The organism is Janthinobacterium sp. BJB301 (assembly GCF_002735685.1).
Lineage (GTDB): Bacteria > Pseudomonadota > Gammaproteobacteria > Burkholderiales > Burkholderiaceae_D > Janthinobacterium > Janthinobacterium lividum.
The window spans coordinates 753,978-770,810 of sequence record NZ_PDZJ01000001.1; the positions used below are offsets into that span (position 1 = coordinate 753,978).

Genomic DNA, 16,833 nt, shown 5'->3' on the forward strand with positions numbered 1-16,833 from the left:
AGACCCACGCTGCGGGCACAGCAGCACGCGCGCGGGTCTAAGCAGTTTTGCAACTTTACCTTTGGCTATCATGCACTTGATTAACTCCAGTTTGAACCACGCCTTGCGCGTGCCGCTGGCCGCGGAAATCCATTCGCGGCCGTTTTTGCAGCTCGACGCCCCCGAGCTGATCACCCATCTGGCCGTCTACCGCGATGACGCCGCGGCACCCGGCGTGTCGAATATGGCCGCCCAGCACGCCACCCTGGCGGCCCTGTGCACGCATTTTGGTGTCACGCCGCCCGCCGCCGAAGCCAAGTATTTTTATTACGACTTCGGCCGTTTCCGCCTGAAATGGGAATGCCACACGGAATTTGCCACGTTTACCTTCGCCGAGCATCCGGGCCAGGCCTTGCCCCTGGAGCAGGCGTTCGAGCGCATGCCTTTGGCGCAGTTGCCGCAGCAATGGCTGGCGGGCTTGAAGGGCAAGCTGATGGTGGCGGCGCACGTGGTGCTCGAGCAGGCGACTGAACCAGCCGAAATCTTCATGCAGGGCTTGTCGTGCGTGTTCGAGGGCAATACCCTGGCCGGCAGCAAGGTATTGCAGGGCGGCGAATTGTGGACGGATTTCACGATCCAGTCCGATGGCTTCAGCCGTTTCGTCATCCGCGATGCGGGCATGCGCTCGCAGCAGTCGGGGCGCCTGGTGCAGCGCGTGCTGGAAATCGAAACCTACCGCATGATGGCCTTGTTGGGCTTGCCCTACGCCATGCAGGCGGCGCCATCCTTGAACGCCATCGAGAACGAATTGGCGACCCTGGCCGCCGCCATGGTCGACACGGACGACACTCCGGGCCTGGTCAAGGCCGACGAGGGCGTGGCCGAGCAAGCCTTGCTCGACCGCATCACGCGCCTGGCCGCCCGCATTGAAAAGCTGTCGCTCGACAATAGCTACCGTTTTTCCGCGTCGAAAGCCTACATGGGCCTGGTCAAGGCGCGCATCGACGAGTTGCGCGAAGTGCGCATCGAAGGCATACCCACGGTCGAGGAATTCATGGACCGCCGTTTGACGCCCGCCATGAACACGTGCGAAGCCATGGCCAGCCGCCAGGAAGCGATGGCGCAGCGCATCGCCAACACGAATGACTTGCTGCGCACGCGCGTGGGCATCGTGCAGGAATTGCAGAACCGGCAAATCCTGCAATCGATGAATGCCCGCGCGGCGCAGCAGCTGCGCTTGCAGCAAGCGGTGGAAGGTTTGTCCGTAGCCGCCATTTCCTATTATGTGATCGGTCTGTTCAGCTACACGGGCAAGGCGGCCAAGGTACTGGGCTTGCCCGTGAATCCGGAAATCCTCGTCGGCGCGCTGGTGCCGTTCGTGGCGGCCGCCGTGTGGCTGGGACTGCGTCGCATGCACCACAAGCTGCACGCGGACTGAACAGGACGACATCGCGCTGTCATTTTTGCTATCTTTCAACATTCGACCGTCAGGTGTTTTGAAAAGGAAGTTGCGTGCTAGCGAATGTTGGAGATGTTTACAGTGTGTTTTCGTCCGAGCTGCAGCAGTATGTGGCTTGCCAGGTCACCCGCATCAAGGATGCATCCTCGTCCAGGCCCGTAGCTGCCGTGCTGGAGTTGGACTGGACCGGCGACGCCTTGCCCGATGCGGCGGCCGTGCAAGCCATGCGGCCGCTGCTGTGCGATTATTTTTTCTGGAACAATCGCCACGATCACTGCTATGCCACGGCGAACGTGCCGCCTGGCTATACGCTCGTTGGCAATATCGCGCCGCTGGTGGATGTGGAAGTCAACAGCTACCGCAGCGCCTGGTACGTGGGCGACAGTGTGCTGCGCCAGCGCAACTGGGAGCGCATCGATCCGCTGCGGCGCCAGCGGTTCAAGGCCGCGTCGGACGAGCGTGAAGTGACCCTGGGCGGCCATGTCTTCCGGCAAGACGCGACGAAAATCAATGACAGCGTCTTGCAGGCGCTGGGCGACGTGTCCGAGCTGGAACAACTGCCTTGCCTGATGTCGATCGAGACTTGCAACGGCACGCAAGCCTTGATGGAGTTTATCCAGAGCAATCCCTTCATCAATGAGCTGGACTGGCAATCATCGACGGTGCATGCGCTCGATTTCAGCGGCAGCGGCCTGGAACGCCTGATCCTGCAGCCCGATGGCGTCACCAGCCTCGTCTTGAACGAAGGCTTGAACCTGCTCGCGCTGCGCAGCGCGCCATCGCCGGCGCTGCGCATCGACGATGGCGCGGATGGCCGCCACCTGACACTGCAGTGCACGCACGCGCTGCCGCCGTTCCACGGCCTCGACCAGCTGGGCGGCCTGTCGCTGATCGGCATGAAGGACGTTGATCTGGCGCAAGTGGCGCAGCGTTTTCCCCATCTGACATCCTTGCGCATCTGGGGCAAGCCGGGGCTAGCGTCGCAGATGGCCAGCCTTGCGCAGCTGGCCCAGCTGCGGACGTTCACCGCCTATGACCTGTTCGGTTTCACGGCGGAGGAATTTCCATCGGCCGCGCAATTGCCGAAGCTGTCGGCCTTGTGGCTGACCAGCTTGCCAGCGGATGTCGCCAAGGCCATCAAGGCCGGCTACAAGACAGCGGCGGCGCTGGGACTGGACCTGTCGGTCACCAAGGCACGCAAGCCGGAATGGCTGGCGGAGAATCTGCTCAACCCGTTTCGCGATTGGGACGGCCGCGAGCATATTTCCCCCGCGTATGCGAAAAAGGCGGCGCTGGCCTACAAGAACATGCTGGCCGTGACGCGCGGCATCGATGCCGCCATGCAGGCGACGGCGGCCGCCGCCGCGCTGGAAACGATGGTCGCCGCCTATGTGGATGCCTTCAACAAGATCGAGCGGCGCGCGAGCATCATCGAGACGGTCGAGCGCGAGGAAATCTACACGGTGCTGGCCGAGCTGCTGGCGCAGCTGCGGCAGCAACTGGGCGGGCAGGGAGCCACGCTCGTCGATGAGGCGGCCTTGCTGGCGCTGTTCGACCGCTTGCGCGAATTCTAGGCCAGTCCAGCAGTATAGAAAAAAAGTTCTAGACATTGAGTTCTAGACTGGGTATTCTAGCGGCATGTTAAAAAATACCTCAACTCCCCATCCCACGGCCGCCGAACTGGACCTGCTGCGCATCCTGTGGCAGCGCGGCCCGTCCGACGCCCGCGCCGTGTATGACGCGCTGGCCGCTGAGCGTGCCGACGCCAGTTACGCCACCGTGCTGCGCCAGTTGCAATTGATGCATGGCAAGGGCTTGCTGAGCCGCGATGAAAGCCAGCGGCCGCAGCTGTATGCCGCCGTCGAAGCGCAGGAAAAGCTGCAAACGAGCTTGCTCAAGGACTTGATCGGCAAGGTATTTTCCGGTTCCGGCAAGGCGCTCGTGCTGACGGCGCTGCGCGAGCACGTGAGCGACGCGGAACGCCTGGAAATTGAAAAAATCCTGCGCAGCAAGGATGGCGGCGCGCCATGAACCTGGACCTGGGCATAGAGTTGGGCAACCTTGTCCCTGCGCTGGGCTGGGTCTTGCTGTATTTTGTCTGGCAGGGCTTGATCGTCGGCGCCGTCTCCGCTGTATTGCTCTGGCTGCTGCGCCACGCCAGCGCGCGCTGGCGCTATGCCGTGTGCGCGCTGGCGCTGCTGCTGTGCCTATGCATTCCCTCTCTCCACCTGCTGTCTCTGCTGTCGGGCACATCACTGGCCCAGCTGCCGATGGCTGCGCCGCCCGCCTGGCGCGCCGCGCTGCAAGCGTGGATGCCGGCCCTGGTGCTGGCCTGGAGCGCCGGCGTTGGCCTGATGAGCTTGCGCCTGTGCCTGGGCCTGGCCTGGGTCGGCAAGCTGCGCCGCCAGGCCGTGGCGGCCCCCGCCATCTGGCAGGCGCGCCTCGATGCGCTGACGCTGCGCATGGGCTTGCGCGGCAGTCGGTCAGTGCCGCTGAAGCTGCATGCTGGCCTGGCCAGTCCCGTCACCGTGGGCTTCTGGCGCCCCGTCATCCTGCTGCCCGCCGCCTTGCTGAGCGGCATGCCCGTCGCCTTGCTCGAAGCGCTGCTGGCGCATGAACTGGCGCATGTGCGGCGCTGGGATTACCTGGTCAACCTGTTGCAAAGCGTGGCCGAGGCGCTGCTGTTCTTTCATCCCGTCGTCTGGTGGCTGTCGGCGCGCATGCGGGCCGAGCGGGAACAGGTGGCCGATGCCCTGGCCGCGCAAGCGCTGCAAGACCCGCAGCAGCTGGCCACGGCGCTGCATGCGCTGTCCCTGCACACGGCTGCGCCGCAGCATTCCGGCTTGCTGATGTCGGCACGGGGCGGGGCGTTGCTCACGCGCATCGAACGCCTGATGGCGCCAGGGCTGGATACGGCCGGCTGGAAACTGGCCGTGCCGGCCTTGCTGCTGGCTTGCTCCACCCTGCTGCTGCAGACGCAGGGCAAGCCCGCCGTCAACGGGGCGACGCTGGCCGAGGCTGCCGCCGGCATGCTGGCCTTGCCCGTCAGCGCGAAACACATGCTGGTATTCGATGACGCCAGCGGCAAGGTGTTGATGGCGAAGGATGCGGACGCCGTCGTGCCCATCGCCTCGATCACCAAGCTGATGACGGCCATGGTGGTGCTCGATGCGGGGCTCGATCCCGATGAACAGTTGCGCATCGTGCGCGCCGATGGCGATGCGTCGTTGCAGCGCCACAGCCTGCTGGCCGATGGCGTGGCCGTGTCGCGCGGCGCGCTGTTGCAACTGGCCCTGTTACCGTCCGAAAACCGCGCCGCCGCCGCGCTGGCGCGTACCTATCCCGGCGGCAACACTGCCTTTGCGCAAGCGTTGCAAGCGAAGATCCGCCACCTGGGCTTGCGCCGCACCACCTTGACGGACCCCGTCGGCAGTTCTCCCGCGAATACGTCCACGGCCAGCGAGGTGGCGAAGATCGTCGCGGCGGCCGCGCGCTATCCGGACATCGCGCGCATCACCAGCCACCCGCAAGCGAGCGTGGCCGTCAATGGCAAGACGCGCACCCTGCACAACACCAATCCGCTGGTGGGCGGCAAGGGCTGGGACATTCTGCTGTCCAAGACTGGCAGCAGCAACGAGGCGGGCAGCTGCCTGACGATGCGCATGCGCAGCGGCGGCAAGCACGTCACCGTGGTGCTGCTGGACGCCGCCGGCGCGCAGCGGCGCTCGCTCGACGCCGGACACATCCGCGACACCCTGGCCGGGAGCCCAGGCCGCATGCATTGATACCCCCCCGGGCGCGCCAGTGCGGGCGCCCACCTTTTTACACTCTGGAGATGAAGATGACACTATTGGCGAAGTTGATGCTGGTTACGGTTGCGACCATGGCGGCTGGTTCGGTGCAGGCGAAGACCCCCGCACCCATGCAGGATAAACCTGTCGATTGCGATAATTGCAAGGAATGGAACGCGCCCGTCAAGCCGTTCAATATCTATGGCAATAGCTGGTACGTGGGGACGGCCGGCTTGTCCGCCGTGCTGGTGACGAGTCCGCAGGGCCATATCCTGCTTGACGGCGCGCTGCCGCAATCGGCGCCCCTGATCGTGGCGAACATCAAGGCGCTGGGCTTTCGCATCGAGGATGTGAAATACATCCTCAATTCGCATGCCCATTGGGACCATGCAGGCGGCATTGCCGCGCTGCAGCGGGCCAGCGGCGCCACCGTGATGGCCAGCGCAGCGGCCGCCCCGGTGCTGCAAAGCGGCACCAATGGCAAGGATGATCCGCAATACCAGGCCAATCCCGTCGTGCATGTGGCCAAGGTGCGCAAGGTCAGCCTGGTGGGCGAGGGCGATACCGTCAAGGTCGGCCCAGTGACCTTGACGGCCCACATGACACCGGGCCACACGCCTGGCGGCACGACGTGGACCTGGACCTCGTGCGAAGGCGACCGCTGCCTGGACGTCGTGTATGCGGACAGCCTGAACCCGTATGCGAGCGGCGATTTCCGCTATACAGGCAAAGGCGCGGGCAAGGGTGGCACGCCTGACATTTCGGCCTCGTTCGAAGCGAGCATCGCCAAGGTGGCCGCCTTGCCATGCGACATCATCATCCCCGTGCATCCGGGCACGACGGACGTGCTGGGCAAGGCAGCCAAGCGCAGCGGCACGGACAATCCCCTGATCGACGCGAATGCTTGCCGCGCCTATGCGGCCGAAGCGGGCGGCTTGCTGGCCAAGCGGCTGGCGAAGGAACGGGGCGTCGCGCTGCCTCTTGAGGCCAAGGGCGCGGCGCACGCGCATTAAACGGTTTTACGCTGACGCCTGCCGCTGTTTTTGCAGGCGTTTCAGGAACACCGTCATTTCCTTCACGGCTTGCAGGTCGCCTTGCTGCTGGGCCACAGTCACGCCCGTGGTCCAGGCCGCCTGCGCTTCGTCCAGCCGGTCAAGCTGGTGCAAGGCCTTGCCCAGCAGCTTCCAGGCGGCGGAATAGCCGGGCTGCTGCACGGTGGCTTGCGCCAGGTGCAAGGCCGCTTGCTCGAAGTCATTGTCTTTCAGGCAGGCGTCGCCCAGGCCAAAGCGCAGCAGGGCGTTGTCGCGCCCCTGCGCCAGCAGTTTTCCCAGATTTTCACGCATTCCCGGCCTCATCAATATACAAGTTTATTCTTGCATATTAACGCTTCGGCGCGTGGGGAACAAGCCTGCGTTCAATCCCCCACATCCACCACCAGCTTGCCGCGCGCGCTGCCGTCGATTTGCGCCGCATGCGCATCGTGCGCCGTGCGCAAGGTAAAGCGGCGCGGGTCGAGCCGCACCTGCAGCTTGCCCGCCTCGATCAGCTTGTTGGCTTCGCGCAGGATGGCGCCATGGCGCGCATGGCCTTGGCCGCTCAACAGGGGCAGCAGGGTGAACACGCCCGAATAGCTGGCCGCGCGCGCCGTCAGCGGGCTCAGGGCGAACGTGCCCCAGCCGAGGCAACTGACGACGTGGCCGCCGTAGATGCGTGCCGCCTTGAAACTGGCGTCCAGGGTAGCGCCGCCCACCGTGTCGTAGACGATGTCGAAGCCGGCGCCGCCCGTGTGTTCGGCCACGTAATCATCCACCGTGCTGGTGCGGTAATCGATGAAGCGGGCGCCCAGCGCCTCGATGGCAGCGCGGCTGGCCGCGCTGCCCGTGGCATATACCGTGGCGCCAAGGGCGACGGCCAGCTGCACGGCCATGTGGCCGACGCCGCCCGCGCCGCCATGCACGAGTACGCTGTCGCCTGCCTGCACGTGGGCGCGGTCGACCAGCCCTTCCCAGGCCGTGATGAAGACGAGGGGCAGGGCGGCCGCTTCGCGCATGCTCAGCGCTGGCGGCACGGGCGCCAGCAGCGCTGCGTCGAAGACGCCGTACTCGGCCAGCGAACCCTGGATGCCGCCGATGCCGCCAGCCATGCCATAGACTTTTTCGCCCGTGTGAAAAGTCGTCACGCCATCGCCCACGGCCGCCACCGTGCCGGCCATGTCGATGCCGAGGATGGCGGGCAGGCGGGGCCGGGCGTGCGGGGCGGCGCCGGCGGCGATCTTCGTGTCCAGCGGATTGACGCCGCTGGCGGAGATGCGCACGAGGACTTGGCCGGGACCGGGCTGCGGCACGGGCAGGTTGGCCATGCTCATGGGGGCGGCAAAGGTGTTGAGGACGAGGACTTGCATGGGATTCTCCTGTGGTTGATGCCCCAGTCTAGGCGGGAACGGTCCAAAGAAAAATGGGGCGCAGCCCGATGCACTATTTCAGTATCGTGGATAATCGCCGGAATCAAGGAACTCACAGGAGACCGGCATGGACAGGCTGGAAGCAATGCACGTGTTTTGCGCCGTGGTCGAGGCGGGCGGCTTCAGCAAGGCGGCGCAGCGCCTGGGCATTTCCACGTCGTCCGTGACGAACCAGGTGGCGGCGCTGGAAAAGCATTTCGGCGTGCGCCTCTTGCAGCGCACCACGCGCAGCATGTCGCTCACGGCCGAAGGCCTGCAGTGCCATGCGCAGGCGCGCCAGGTGCTGGCCGACATGGCGGCGCTGGAAACGAGCTTGCTGCAGGCGGCCGAGCGGCCATCGGGCAGCTTGCGTGTGGACATGCCCAGCAGCATCAGCCGCAGCCTGGTTGCGCCCGCCTTGCCCCGCTTTACCGCCGCCTATCCCGACATTGCCCTGCGCCTGACGGTCAGCGACCGCCTGGTCGACATGGTGGAAGAGGGCATCGACGTGATGCTGCGCATCGGCGCACCGCAAGATTCATCGCTGGTGGCGCGCAGCCTGCTGAACATGGATTATCTGTGCTGCGCCTCGCCCGCTTTTGTCGCCCGGCATGGCATGCCGCGCACTCCGCAGGAACTGGACCAGTTTGCCTGCCTGCATTTCCTGTACCCGAAATCGCGCCAGGTGCGGCCCTGGCTGTTCCAGGCCGGGGAGGGCGATGCGGCGTATGCGCACACGCCGCCGGCCGCCCTGGCCTTCGACCATATCGAATCGATGATCGCCGCCGCCCAGGCTGGCTGCGGCATCGTGCAGGCCTTGTCCGTCTCCGTGTTGCAGCCCTTGCGCGAAGGGACTCTGGTGCCCGTGCTGCAACCGTTCCGCACGCGGGGGCCGGATCTGTGGGCGCTGTTCCACCCGCGCCAGCTGCGCGCGGCCAAGGTGCAAGTGTTCGTGGAGTTCCTGGCGCAGATTTTTCACGAAGACTTTAATGAGAATTGATTATCAATTATAATGCAAGCCTATTGCATTGAATTGTCCATTGTCAGGAATCCCATGTCCGTGTTTTTACGCCGCCCCGTGGCGCTTTTGCTTGCCGCCGCCAGTCCCTTGGCGCTGGCAGCTGACCCTGCTGCCGACAAGCCCGACGCGCAGGACGTCGTCACCGTCAAGGCCGAGCGCCAGCATTACCGCAGCCTGTCCGCCACGGGCGCCACCAAGACGGATGCCTTGCTGATGGATTTGCCACAAAGCGTGCGCGTGCTGACCGGTGACTTGCTGCGCGACGCCGGCGTGACGACTCTGGCCGGCGCGCTGGACCTGGCCAGCGGCATCGCGAAGCAAAGTCCGCTGGGCGGTTTGTGGGACAGCTACGCCATGCGCGGCTTTACGGGCGACCCGAATTTCGGCTCCGACTACATGGTCAACGGTTTCAGTTCCAGCCGCGGCTACAACGGCATGCGCGACGGCGGCAATACGCAGGCCATCGAAGTGTTGAAAGGCCCCGCTTCGGCCCTGTACGGCCGGGGCGAGCCGGGCGGCACGGTGAACATCACGACAAAGAAGCCGAAATTCGCGCCTGAGTACAGTGCCGATGTGTCGCTGGGCAGCTTTCAGACGCGCCGCGCAGCTTTGGATTTGACGGGACCGCTGAGCGACACCATCGCCTACCGCCTGAACGCGGCGCATGAAGAAGGGCACAGTTTCCGCGATACCTTGAAAGTCGAGCGCAGCCTGTTTGCTCCCTCCTTCCTCTGGCTGCTGGGCGAGCACACGACCGTGTCGTATGAAATCGAAGCGGTGCGCCAGCGCGCGCCGTTCGACCGCGGCGTGGTGGCCGTGAACGGCAAGCTGGGTCTTGTCCCCGTCTCGCGCTTCCTGGGCGAGCCGGGCGACGGGCCCATGACGGTCAAGTCGCTGGGACAGCAGCTGTTCATCCACCACGCGCTGTCCGACGACTGGACGGTGCAGGCGGGCGCCTCTTACCGCGATAGCGAATTGAGCGGTTATTCGACCGAGGCGAACAAGCTGCTGGCCGATGGACGCACCCTGAACCGCCAGCGCCGCCACCGCGATTTTTCCGCCACCGACGTGTCGGCCCGCGTCGAAGTGCTGGGCAAGTTCAGGACGGGCGCGCTGGCGCACGAGGTGCTGGCCGGTATCGACGCCTATCATTTCGACGACCACCGGGTGCAGCTGCGCCGCAATCCTTCGGCCGCGAATGCGTATGCCATCGACATCTTCAATCCCGCGTATGGCGGCAAGGCCGATCCGCTGGCCCTGTCCATCGACACGCAGGAAGGACAAAAGGCGCGCGGCCTGTATGCGCAGGATCAACTGGATCTGGGCGCGCAATGGAAGGCGCTGGTCGGCGTGCGCCACGATACGTACACGCAAGACGTGACGAACAATCGCTTGAATGTGAGCAACCGCCAGTCGCTGTCGGCCACGAGTCCCCGCGCGGGACTCGTCTACCAGCCGTCGACAATGTGGTCGCTGTATGCAAGCGCGGCGAAGGGCTTCCGGCCCAACAGCGGCATCAGCATCGCCAACCAGGCTTTCCCGGCAGAGCGCAGCCGCTCGTATGAACTGGGCGCCAAGCTGGAAACGGGCAAGCTGACGGGCACCGTGGCCGTGTACGACATCCGCAAGCGCAATGTGCTGACGACGAATCCCGCCAACACGGATTTCGCCATCGCGGCGGGCGAAGTGGGCAGCCGGGGGCTGGAACTGGACGTGTCGGGCGAAGTGGCGCGCGGCTTGCGCGTCTCGGGCGCCTATGCCTACACCAACGCCACCGTCACGCGCGGCGACAATACGATCGTGACGGGCAGCCGCTTCGCCAACGTGCCGCGCCACAGCGCCAACCTGCTGGCCACGCAGCAATTCGTGCTGGACACGGGCACGGCCAGCGTGGGCGGCGGCGTGCAATATGTGGGCGAGCGCCTGGGCGACGTGGCCGTCAGCAGCAGTTTTACTCTGCCGGCCTACACGACGGCCAGATTGCTGGCGTCGTATTCGCCCAACGCACAATTGCGCCTGGCCCTGAACGTGGAAAACCTGTTCAACCGCAGCTACTATGCGAGTTCGTACAGCCAGCTGTGGGTGGCGCCGGGTGCCGAGCGCACGATGACCTTGCATGCCCATTACCGTTTTTAAGCAATCACTATGACATCGACTTCTTCTGCCACCCTGCGCACCCGCATCGCCGTCATCGACGTGCTGCGCGGCCTCGTCATGCTGATCATGCTGTTCGACCATGTGCGTGAAACCGTCTTTTTACACCACCAGGTCGGCGACCCGATGGATGCGGCCAGTGTCGATCCGGCCCTGTTCTTCACGCGGCTGGCCGCCCACGTGTGCGCGCCCATGTTCGTTTTCCTGACGGGCTTGTCCGCCTGGCTGTATGCGCATCCGGCCGCCGGGCCCCGCAGCGCCACGGGCTTTTTGTTCAAGCGGGGCTTGCTGCTGGTGGTGCTGGAACTGGTGTTCGTCAATTTCGCCTGGAGCGGGGCGTTTCCGCCAGCCGTGCTGTATCTGCAGGTGATCTGGGTCATCGGCCTGGCCATGATGGCGCTGGCCGTGCTGCACCAGTTGCCGTTGAAAGTACTGGTCGTGCTGGGCGTGGCGATCATCGCGGGCCAGCATTTGCTCACGGGCTTGCGCGCGGAAGAGGGCAGCCTTGGCTATTATTTGCTGACGGTGCTGCTGCAACGGGGGTATCTGGTGGCGGACGGCGCCATGAAGATCAAGGTCAGTTATCCGTTGCTGCCGTGGATAGGCGTGATCCTGCTCGGCTATGCGGCCGGGCCCCTGTATGCGCGCGGCCGTTCGCCGGAGGGGCGGCGTCGCCTGCTGCTGGCGCTGGGCGGCGGCAGCTTGCTGCTGCTGGCCGTGCTGCGCGGTTTCAATATCTACGGCGAAACCCTGCCGTGGGTGGCGGGCGACACGGCCTTGCGCACGGCCATGAGCGTGCTGAACTTCACGAAATATCCGCCATCGCTGGACTTCTTGCTGTTCACCCTGGGCCTGGGTATGCTGGGCCTGGCCTGGCTGGAAAGCGTCGATAACTGGTTTACGCGGGCGTGCTCCACCTTTGGCGGCGCCCCCATGTTCTACTACTTGTTGCACCTGTATCTGCTGCTGCTCATCGGTATCAGCTTGACGGCCGTGCTCGGTGCCAATCACGGCAACCGCTATGGCGTCGAGCACATCTGGCAAGTGTGGCTGCTGGCCTTGCTGCTGATGCCCGTGCTGTATTTCCCTTGCCGCGCGTTTGCCAATTACAAGCGTTCGTCGCAGCAGGCGTGGGTGCGCTACTTCTGAACCATGCCTACTTGCAGTACAGCCTGTCGATACTGTGCGAAGACGCCAGGTAATGCCGCGTCTGCCAACCGATGGCCACCCTGTAGGCGCACGGCGGATCGAGCGCCACGTTGACGGGGAAGCCGCCATTGTTGCCTGATAAATGCGGCCCGCCCGCGGCGCCGCGGAACAGATAATTGCTCGGTGGTGGCGGCGGCGTGAAGCTGGCGGCCGGCAGCGGTGGCGGCGGATGCTGGATGCCGTTGTTGTTGGAAATCGTGATATTGAAAAAGCGCAGATGCGGATGGTCGATCGTGTACAGGATATGCACGAGGCCGCCCGCGATGGGGTTGCAGGCATTGCTGCGCAGCTCTTCCAGGTCCAGCGCCACGATGACAGGCGAGTTGTCGAAGACGATGGAATCGAGCCCGTCCGTGGCCACCAGCGCCAGGCTGATGCCATCGCGTACTTCGAAGCCCAGGCGGTAGCGGCGTATCGGTTCGCTCTCGGCCGCCGTCAGGCTGCGGCCCGCGTCGAGGATGGGCAAGCCGCCCGGCAGCTTGGCCGGATGCAGGCTGGTGATGGCCGGCGTATTCACGGTCAGCAAGTCAAACGTGCGCAGGAAGATGCTGGGCGCCACGTTGACGACGGCCGTCGTGCCGTCGCGCATGTCCACGGTGACAGGCTTGCCGTCCACCCGTGTCCAGCCGCCAGGCTGCAGATCGCCCGCGTCGATGATGGCGGGCGCCGAATCGCCGAGACCCAGTCCGTTTGTATAAAACACATAGCCGACGTGCGTGCCGAGGATTTGCGTGAGCGGCGCCAGGCTGGCGGGTGCCACCGTGGGAATGGCTGCCGGGTCGTCGCTGCCGCCGGGCCAGGACCATTCGCCGATCAGGAAACGGTATTCCAGCGGGTTGGCGGGAATGGCGCTGTTGCGCAGCGGGCAATTGCCCTTCAAGGTGACACCGCCGGCGAACACATACGAGGCGCCGGCGCCGCCCGCATAGCCTTGCGCGGAAAAGCCGGCCAGCGAGGGAAACGGGTGGATGTCGAAGATTTCCACCTGCTGCCAGTGGGGCACGCCTTCCACGTCGGGCGGCAAGACGTCTTTCGAACACAATTCCACGCAGAAGCAGTGGCCTACATTTTCGCGCCCCGGCTGGCGGCCGTTGGCTTGCGTTTCCGACAGGATCGTCACGCTGCCCAGCTGCGCCGTGAAATACACGTCTGGCCCGCTGGCGAATTCCACATTGATGAATGGGGAAAACGGCGTCAAGGTGAAGTCCGACGTCAGGTAATCGATGCGGAAGCGCCCGCTGGTGTCCGTCACCGCCACTCCCAGCGCATCGTCCTGCAACCAGTCCGCGTCGAACGCCCGCACGGTGGCGCCGGCGATCGGCGCGTGGGGAGCGTCGCAGGTGCGCAGCCGGCCGCAGATGGTCCAGGCGCCGAAGCGGGCGCGCACCAGGCACCAGAAGCGTTGCGGCAGGCAATAATCCCAGACGGCGAGGAAATCGTTCTCGACCTGGCGCCAGCGGGGCTGGATGGTGGTGATGGAAAACTGTAGCGGCACGGGGTCTTTCGGCCCAGGTTTCAAATGCGGCACGGTGGGGCACAGGATATCGATTTCGACGGCCTCGCCCCGATAATCGTCTTCCAGGGTAAAACTGTAGTTGCCATCGTCATCCGTGCGCGCCTCGGCCAGCAGGAAGGGCGCTTTCGCCTGCACTTCCTCGTCCGTGAGGATGGCGAAGGTTTCCTTGGCGCTGGCCACGGCCAGGGCAGTGACGTTTTGCGACTCGCGCGGCCGGTACAGGCGCACGAGGACGTGGGATAAAGCTTCAGGACACTCGGCACAGATCAAGCCGCACAGCTTGCCCCGCAGGATATGGGCCATGATGGCTCCCTTGCTGATGTGGACGGCGCACCGCGCGGAATGGCGGCGCTGTTACCAAGCTAGCAAATGGGCGGCCGACAGGATTGATCTGGCTTAAACCTGCTTTCTATTTAATCAGCGCCAATACTTCGCGGAAACGCGGATGCTTGCAATCGCGCAACCATTCGAAGGCCAGCATTTCCACCGTCACCAGATGGGCCCCCAGCTTGCCCAGGCGGGCCAGCGCCGCGTCGCGGCTGGCGGCCTGGCGCGAGCCGACGGCGTCAATGGCGATGATGACCTCGTACCCCAGTTCCAGCAAGCCGATGGCCGTCTGCAGCATGCACACATGGGCTTCGCAACCCGTGACGACGATTTGTCTGCGCCCGGCGGGTAGCATGTCCTGCAAGCCATCAGAACAGGCGCCGAAATGCGTCTTGTGCAAGGTCCGTTCGCACAGGGCGGCGATCTCTTCCACGTTCGGCCCCAGCCCCTGGCGGTTCTGTTCCGTGCCCAGCACGGGCACGTCGAGCAGTCGGGCGATCTTTGCCAGACGCAGGTTTTGCGCCAGCACGAGGCCGGCATCGTGGATGGCCGGCATCAAGCGGCCTTGCAGGTCGACAATGACCAAAACAGCCTGGTTTGCATCCATCAGCATGGCGTTCTCCTTATTAGTATCTGGCGATAGTGTAGCGCGCCGCAGTTTGCTCAAGTTGGCCAGCTGGGCACGGCTGTTTCGCCCATCAGGTAGCCATGATTCAAATCAACGGCGGCACGCAAGTAGTTCCACAGGGCGCTGACCCTGGCAATATTGCGCCGCTCGCTGGGCGAAATCATCCAGAAGGCGCGCAGCAGGTCGATCTCGCCATCGAGCACGGGCACCAGCTCATTTGACTGCTGGGCCACGAAGCAGGGCAGGATGGCCAGCGCCTGGCCCGCGCGCGCCGCGTGGTACTGGGCGATCACGCTGGTGCTGCGAAACGCGCGCAGGGAATCGGGTGCCACGTTGTCCATGTAGCGCAGCTCCGAACTGAAGACCAGGTCGTCCACGTAGCCGATGATCGGGTGCTGCGCCAGCTGGGCCACGCTGGTGATCGGCGCGTGGCGCGCCAGGTAGGCGGGCGTGGCATACAGTTTCAGGCGGTAGTCGGACAGCTTCGTCACCACGTAGGGGCCGGACTGGGGGCGTTCGACGGAAATGGCCACGTCCGCCTCGCGCTTGGACAGGCTGACAAAGCGGGGCACGGCGATCAGGTCCACGCTGATGTGCGGGTATCGCCCGCAGAACTGCGCCAGGTGGGGCGCCAGCACGATGGCGCCGAAGCCCTCGGTAGCGCCCAGGCGCACCTGGCCTGACAACAGGCGGTTGTGCTCGCCCAATTCCTCGGTGGCGGCGAACACCGTGCTTTCCATGGTTTCCGCGTATTCCATCAGGCGGTGGCCTTCGGGCGTCAGCTGGTAGCCCACGTAGTTGCGGTCGAACAGCTGGGTGCCCACCTGCTCCTCGAACTTGCGCATGCGCCGCGACACGGTGGAATGGTCGATGCCCAGCTTTTTCGCCGCATCGACGAGGCCGGCGCTGCGCGTCAGTTCCAAGAAGACCCGTACATTGTCCCAATCGAGCATGGCAAATCCCCTCTGTGCATTTTTGCAAAGGAATTATGCATTAATTTCACTTGAGTGCATATTTTTACACATGCAGAATGCATCTAAACATATAAGAAAACCCATTCACCTGGAGACACGCATGAAAAAAACCGTTCTGGCCATGGGCGCGCTGGCGCTCACCCTTTCCTTTGGCGGCGCGCACGCGCAAATTTCCGATGGCGTCGTCAAGGTCGGCATCCTGACCGACATGTCCGGGCCGTATTCGGCCATGGGCGGGCGCGGCTCCGTCGTCGCCAGCCAGATGGCCGTCGAGGATTGCCTGAAGGCCGAATGCAAGGGCATGAAGATCGAAATTCTCTCGGCCGACCATTTGAACAAGGCCGACATCGCCGCCTCCAAGGCGCGCGAATGGATAGACCGCGACAAGGTCGACGCCATCGCCGACCTGACCAATTCCTCGGTGGCCCTGTCCGTGCAAAAGCTCATGAAAGAGAAGGGCGGCATCGCCATGTTCAGCGGCCCGGCCACGGGTCGCCTGACCAATGAAGACTGCTCGCCGAACGGCTTCCACTGGATGTTCGACACGTATTCGCAGGCAGCCGGCACGGCGGCGGCGCTGACCAAGCTGGGGCAAAAGTCGTGGTACTTCGTCACCGTCGATTACGCGTTCGGCCATTCGCTGGAAAAGGATGCCAGCGAGGTCGTCAAGCGCAACGGCGGCACCGTGCTGGGCGCCGTGCGCCATCCCCTCAACGCGTCCGATTTCTCGTCCTTCCTGGTGCAGGCGCAAGGCTCGAAAGCGCAGGTGATCGGCCTGGCCAATGGCGGCGCCGACACGGTATCGGCCATCAAGCAGGCGCGCGAATTCCGCATCGGCAGCGGCAAGGACCAGCGCCTGGCCGCCTTGCTGGTGTTCCTATCGGACGTGCATGCGCTGGGACTGGATACGGCCCAGGGCCTGGTCTACGCGGACGGTTTTTACTGGGATTACGATGACCGCAGCCGCGCGTTTGCGAAACGCTTCGAGGCGCTCAACAAGGGCGCCAAGCCGACCATGGTGCAGGCGGGCGTGTATTCCAGCGTCTACCACTACCTGAAGTCGGTGGCGGCCGCGAAGAGCGACGACTCGAAAATCGTCGCCGAAAAAATGCGCCAGCTGCCCATCAAGGATTCCGTGATGAACAACGCCTCGATCCGCCCCGATGGCCGCGTGATCCACGACATGTACCTGGTGCAGGTGAAGACCCCGGCCGAATCGAAAGGCGCGTGGGATTACCTGAAAGTGCTGTCCACCATCCCCGCCGACCAGGCGTTCAAGCCGATGGATGCTGCGGCGTGCAACCTCGTTAAAAAATAACCACGGAGTCTCGAACC

Annotated in this window: 14 protein-coding genes; 9 read left to right on the forward strand and 5 right to left on the reverse strand. The window is 64.4% G+C overall.

All coding sequences use genetic code 11. From position 1 onward, the window contains the following. The first annotated feature begins 70 nt into the window (after positions 1 to 70). The 5 genes from CSQ91_RS03425 to bla all read left to right on the forward strand — a co-directional run bounded on the left by CSQ91_RS03425 (position 71) and on the right by bla (position 6,242). The gene (locus CSQ91_RS03425; protein ID WP_099387384.1) at positions 71 to 1,417 is read left to right on the forward strand and encodes a DUF3422 family protein; all 1,347 of its coding nucleotides are present in this window, start codon (positions 71 to 73) and stop codon (positions 1,415 to 1,417) included. A 104-nt stretch (positions 1,418 to 1,521) separates the two neighbouring features. Further along, the gene (locus CSQ91_RS03430; protein ID WP_218963711.1) at positions 1,522 to 3,012 is read left to right on the forward strand and encodes a hypothetical protein; all 1,491 of its coding nucleotides are present in this window, start codon (positions 1,522 to 1,524) and stop codon (positions 3,010 to 3,012) included. Between the two features lie 64 nt (positions 3,013 to 3,076). Continuing rightward, positions 3,077 to 3,469, forward strand: a complete 393-nt coding sequence (locus tag CSQ91_RS03435) for a BlaI/MecI/CopY family transcriptional regulator (RefSeq protein WP_034757543.1) — start codon at positions 3,077 to 3,079, stop codon at positions 3,467 to 3,469. Further along, complete coding sequence (locus tag CSQ91_RS03440) at positions 3,466 to 5,223, forward strand: M56 family metallopeptidase (protein ID WP_099387386.1); 1,758 nt, start codon at positions 3,466 to 3,468, stop codon at positions 5,221 to 5,223. The genes CSQ91_RS03435 and CSQ91_RS03440 overlap by 4 nt, the downstream gene beginning before the upstream one ends. A 77-nt stretch (positions 5,224 to 5,300) precedes the next feature. Continuing rightward, positions 5,301 to 6,242, forward strand: a complete 942-nt coding sequence (gene bla / locus CSQ91_RS03445) for a subclass B3 metallo-beta-lactamase (protein WP_257217205.1) — start codon at positions 5,301 to 5,303, stop codon at positions 6,240 to 6,242. Positions 6,243 to 6,248: 6 nt separating this feature from the next. Here the strand turns inward: bla and CSQ91_RS03450 are convergent, their stop codons facing one another. Further along, positions 6,249 to 6,572, reverse strand: a complete 324-nt coding sequence (locus CSQ91_RS03450; RefSeq protein ID WP_099387387.1) for a tetratricopeptide repeat protein — start codon at positions 6,570 to 6,572, stop codon at positions 6,249 to 6,251. 71 nt (positions 6,573 to 6,643) lie between these two features. Then, positions 6,644 to 7,630 carry a zinc-dependent alcohol dehydrogenase family protein gene (locus CSQ91_RS03455; RefSeq protein ID WP_099387388.1) on the reverse strand — a complete coding sequence of 329 codons (987 nt, stop codon included), beginning with the start codon at positions 7,628 to 7,630 and terminating at the stop codon, positions 6,644 to 6,646. A gap of 127 nt (positions 7,631 to 7,757) precedes the next feature. On the opposite strand from CSQ91_RS03455, the gene CSQ91_RS03460 reads away from it, so the two are divergent. The 3 genes from CSQ91_RS03460 to CSQ91_RS03470 are packed head-to-tail and all read left to right on the forward strand — an operon-like array spanning position 7,758 to position 11,993. Then, positions 7,758 to 8,669, forward strand: a complete 912-nt coding sequence (locus CSQ91_RS03460) for a LysR family transcriptional regulator (RefSeq protein ID WP_099387389.1) — start codon at positions 7,758 to 7,760, stop codon at positions 8,667 to 8,669. A 54-nt stretch (positions 8,670 to 8,723) separates the two neighbouring features. Then, entirely contained in the window at positions 8,724 to 10,826 is a 2,103-nt protein-coding gene (locus CSQ91_RS03465) for a TonB-dependent siderophore receptor (protein WP_180278330.1), read from the forward strand. Positions 10,827 to 10,835: 9 nt separating this feature from the next. Next, complete coding sequence (locus tag CSQ91_RS03470; RefSeq protein WP_180278331.1) at positions 10,836 to 11,993, forward strand: DUF1624 domain-containing protein; 1,158 nt, start codon at positions 10,836 to 10,838, stop codon at positions 11,991 to 11,993. A 7-nt stretch (positions 11,994 to 12,000) separates the two neighbouring features. Here the strand turns inward: CSQ91_RS03470 and CSQ91_RS03475 are convergent, their stop codons facing one another. The 3 genes from CSQ91_RS03475 to CSQ91_RS03485 all read right to left on the reverse strand — a co-directional run bounded on the left by CSQ91_RS03475 (position 12,001) and on the right by CSQ91_RS03485 (position 15,477). Beyond that, positions 12,001 to 13,872 carry a carboxypeptidase-like regulatory domain-containing protein gene (locus CSQ91_RS03475; protein ID WP_099387391.1) on the reverse strand — a complete coding sequence of 624 codons (1,872 nt, stop codon included), beginning with the start codon at positions 13,870 to 13,872 and terminating at the stop codon, positions 12,001 to 12,003. 106 nt (positions 13,873 to 13,978) lie between these two features. After that, positions 13,979 to 14,509 (reverse strand): isochorismatase family protein, encoded by a 531-nt coding sequence (locus CSQ91_RS03480; RefSeq protein ID WP_099387392.1) that lies wholly within the window; start codon positions 14,507 to 14,509, stop codon positions 13,979 to 13,981. Positions 14,510 to 14,559: 50 nt separating this feature from the next. Next, entirely contained in the window at positions 14,560 to 15,477 is a 918-nt protein-coding gene (locus CSQ91_RS03485; RefSeq protein ID WP_034788899.1) for a LysR family transcriptional regulator, read from the reverse strand. 121 nt (positions 15,478 to 15,598) lie between these two features. On the opposite strand from CSQ91_RS03485, the gene CSQ91_RS03490 reads away from it, so the two are divergent. Then, on the forward strand, positions 15,599 to 16,816 hold the full coding sequence (locus tag CSQ91_RS03490; RefSeq protein WP_034788901.1) for an ABC transporter substrate-binding protein: 1,218 nt from the start codon (positions 15,599 to 15,601) through the stop codon (positions 16,814 to 16,816). Positions 16,817 to 16,833 lie beyond the last annotated feature (17 nt).

Coding starts and splice junctions, on each gene's coding strand:
- CSQ91_RS03485 (WP_034788899.1), bottom strand. CDS start 15,477: ATGCTCGATTGGGACAATGTACGGGTCTTCTTGGAACTGACGCGCAGC.
- CSQ91_RS03480 (WP_099387392.1), bottom strand. CDS start 14,509: ATGCTGATGGATGCAAACCAGGCTGTTTTGGTCATTGTCGACCTGCAA.
- CSQ91_RS03455 (WP_099387388.1), bottom strand. CDS start 7,630: ATGCAAGTCCTCGTCCTCAACACCTTTGCCGCCCCCATGAGCATGGCC.
- CSQ91_RS03435 (WP_034757543.1), top strand. CDS start 3,077: ATGTTAAAAAATACCTCAACTCCCCATCCCACGGCCGCCGAACTGGAC.
- CSQ91_RS03425 (WP_099387384.1), top strand. CDS start 71: ATGCACTTGATTAACTCCAGTTTGAACCACGCCTTGCGCGTGCCGCTG.
- CSQ91_RS03440 (WP_099387386.1), top strand. CDS start 3,466: ATGAACCTGGACCTGGGCATAGAGTTGGGCAACCTTGTCCCTGCGCTG.
- CSQ91_RS03465 (WP_180278330.1), top strand. CDS start 8,724: ATGTCCGTGTTTTTACGCCGCCCCGTGGCGCTTTTGCTTGCCGCCGCC.
- bla (WP_257217205.1), top strand. CDS start 5,301: ATGCTGGTTACGGTTGCGACCATGGCGGCTGGTTCGGTGCAGGCGAAG.
- CSQ91_RS03475 (WP_099387391.1), bottom strand. CDS start 13,872: ATGGCCCATATCCTGCGGGGCAAGCTGTGCGGCTTGATCTGTGCCGAG.
- CSQ91_RS03450 (WP_099387387.1), bottom strand. CDS start 6,572: ATGCGTGAAAATCTGGGAAAACTGCTGGCGCAGGGGCGCGACAACGCC.
- CSQ91_RS03490 (WP_034788901.1), top strand. CDS start 15,599: ATGAAAAAAACCGTTCTGGCCATGGGCGCGCTGGCGCTCACCCTTTCC.
- CSQ91_RS03460 (WP_099387389.1), top strand. CDS start 7,758: ATGGACAGGCTGGAAGCAATGCACGTGTTTTGCGCCGTGGTCGAGGCG.
- CSQ91_RS03470 (WP_180278331.1), top strand. CDS start 10,836: ATGACATCGACTTCTTCTGCCACCCTGCGCACCCGCATCGCCGTCATC.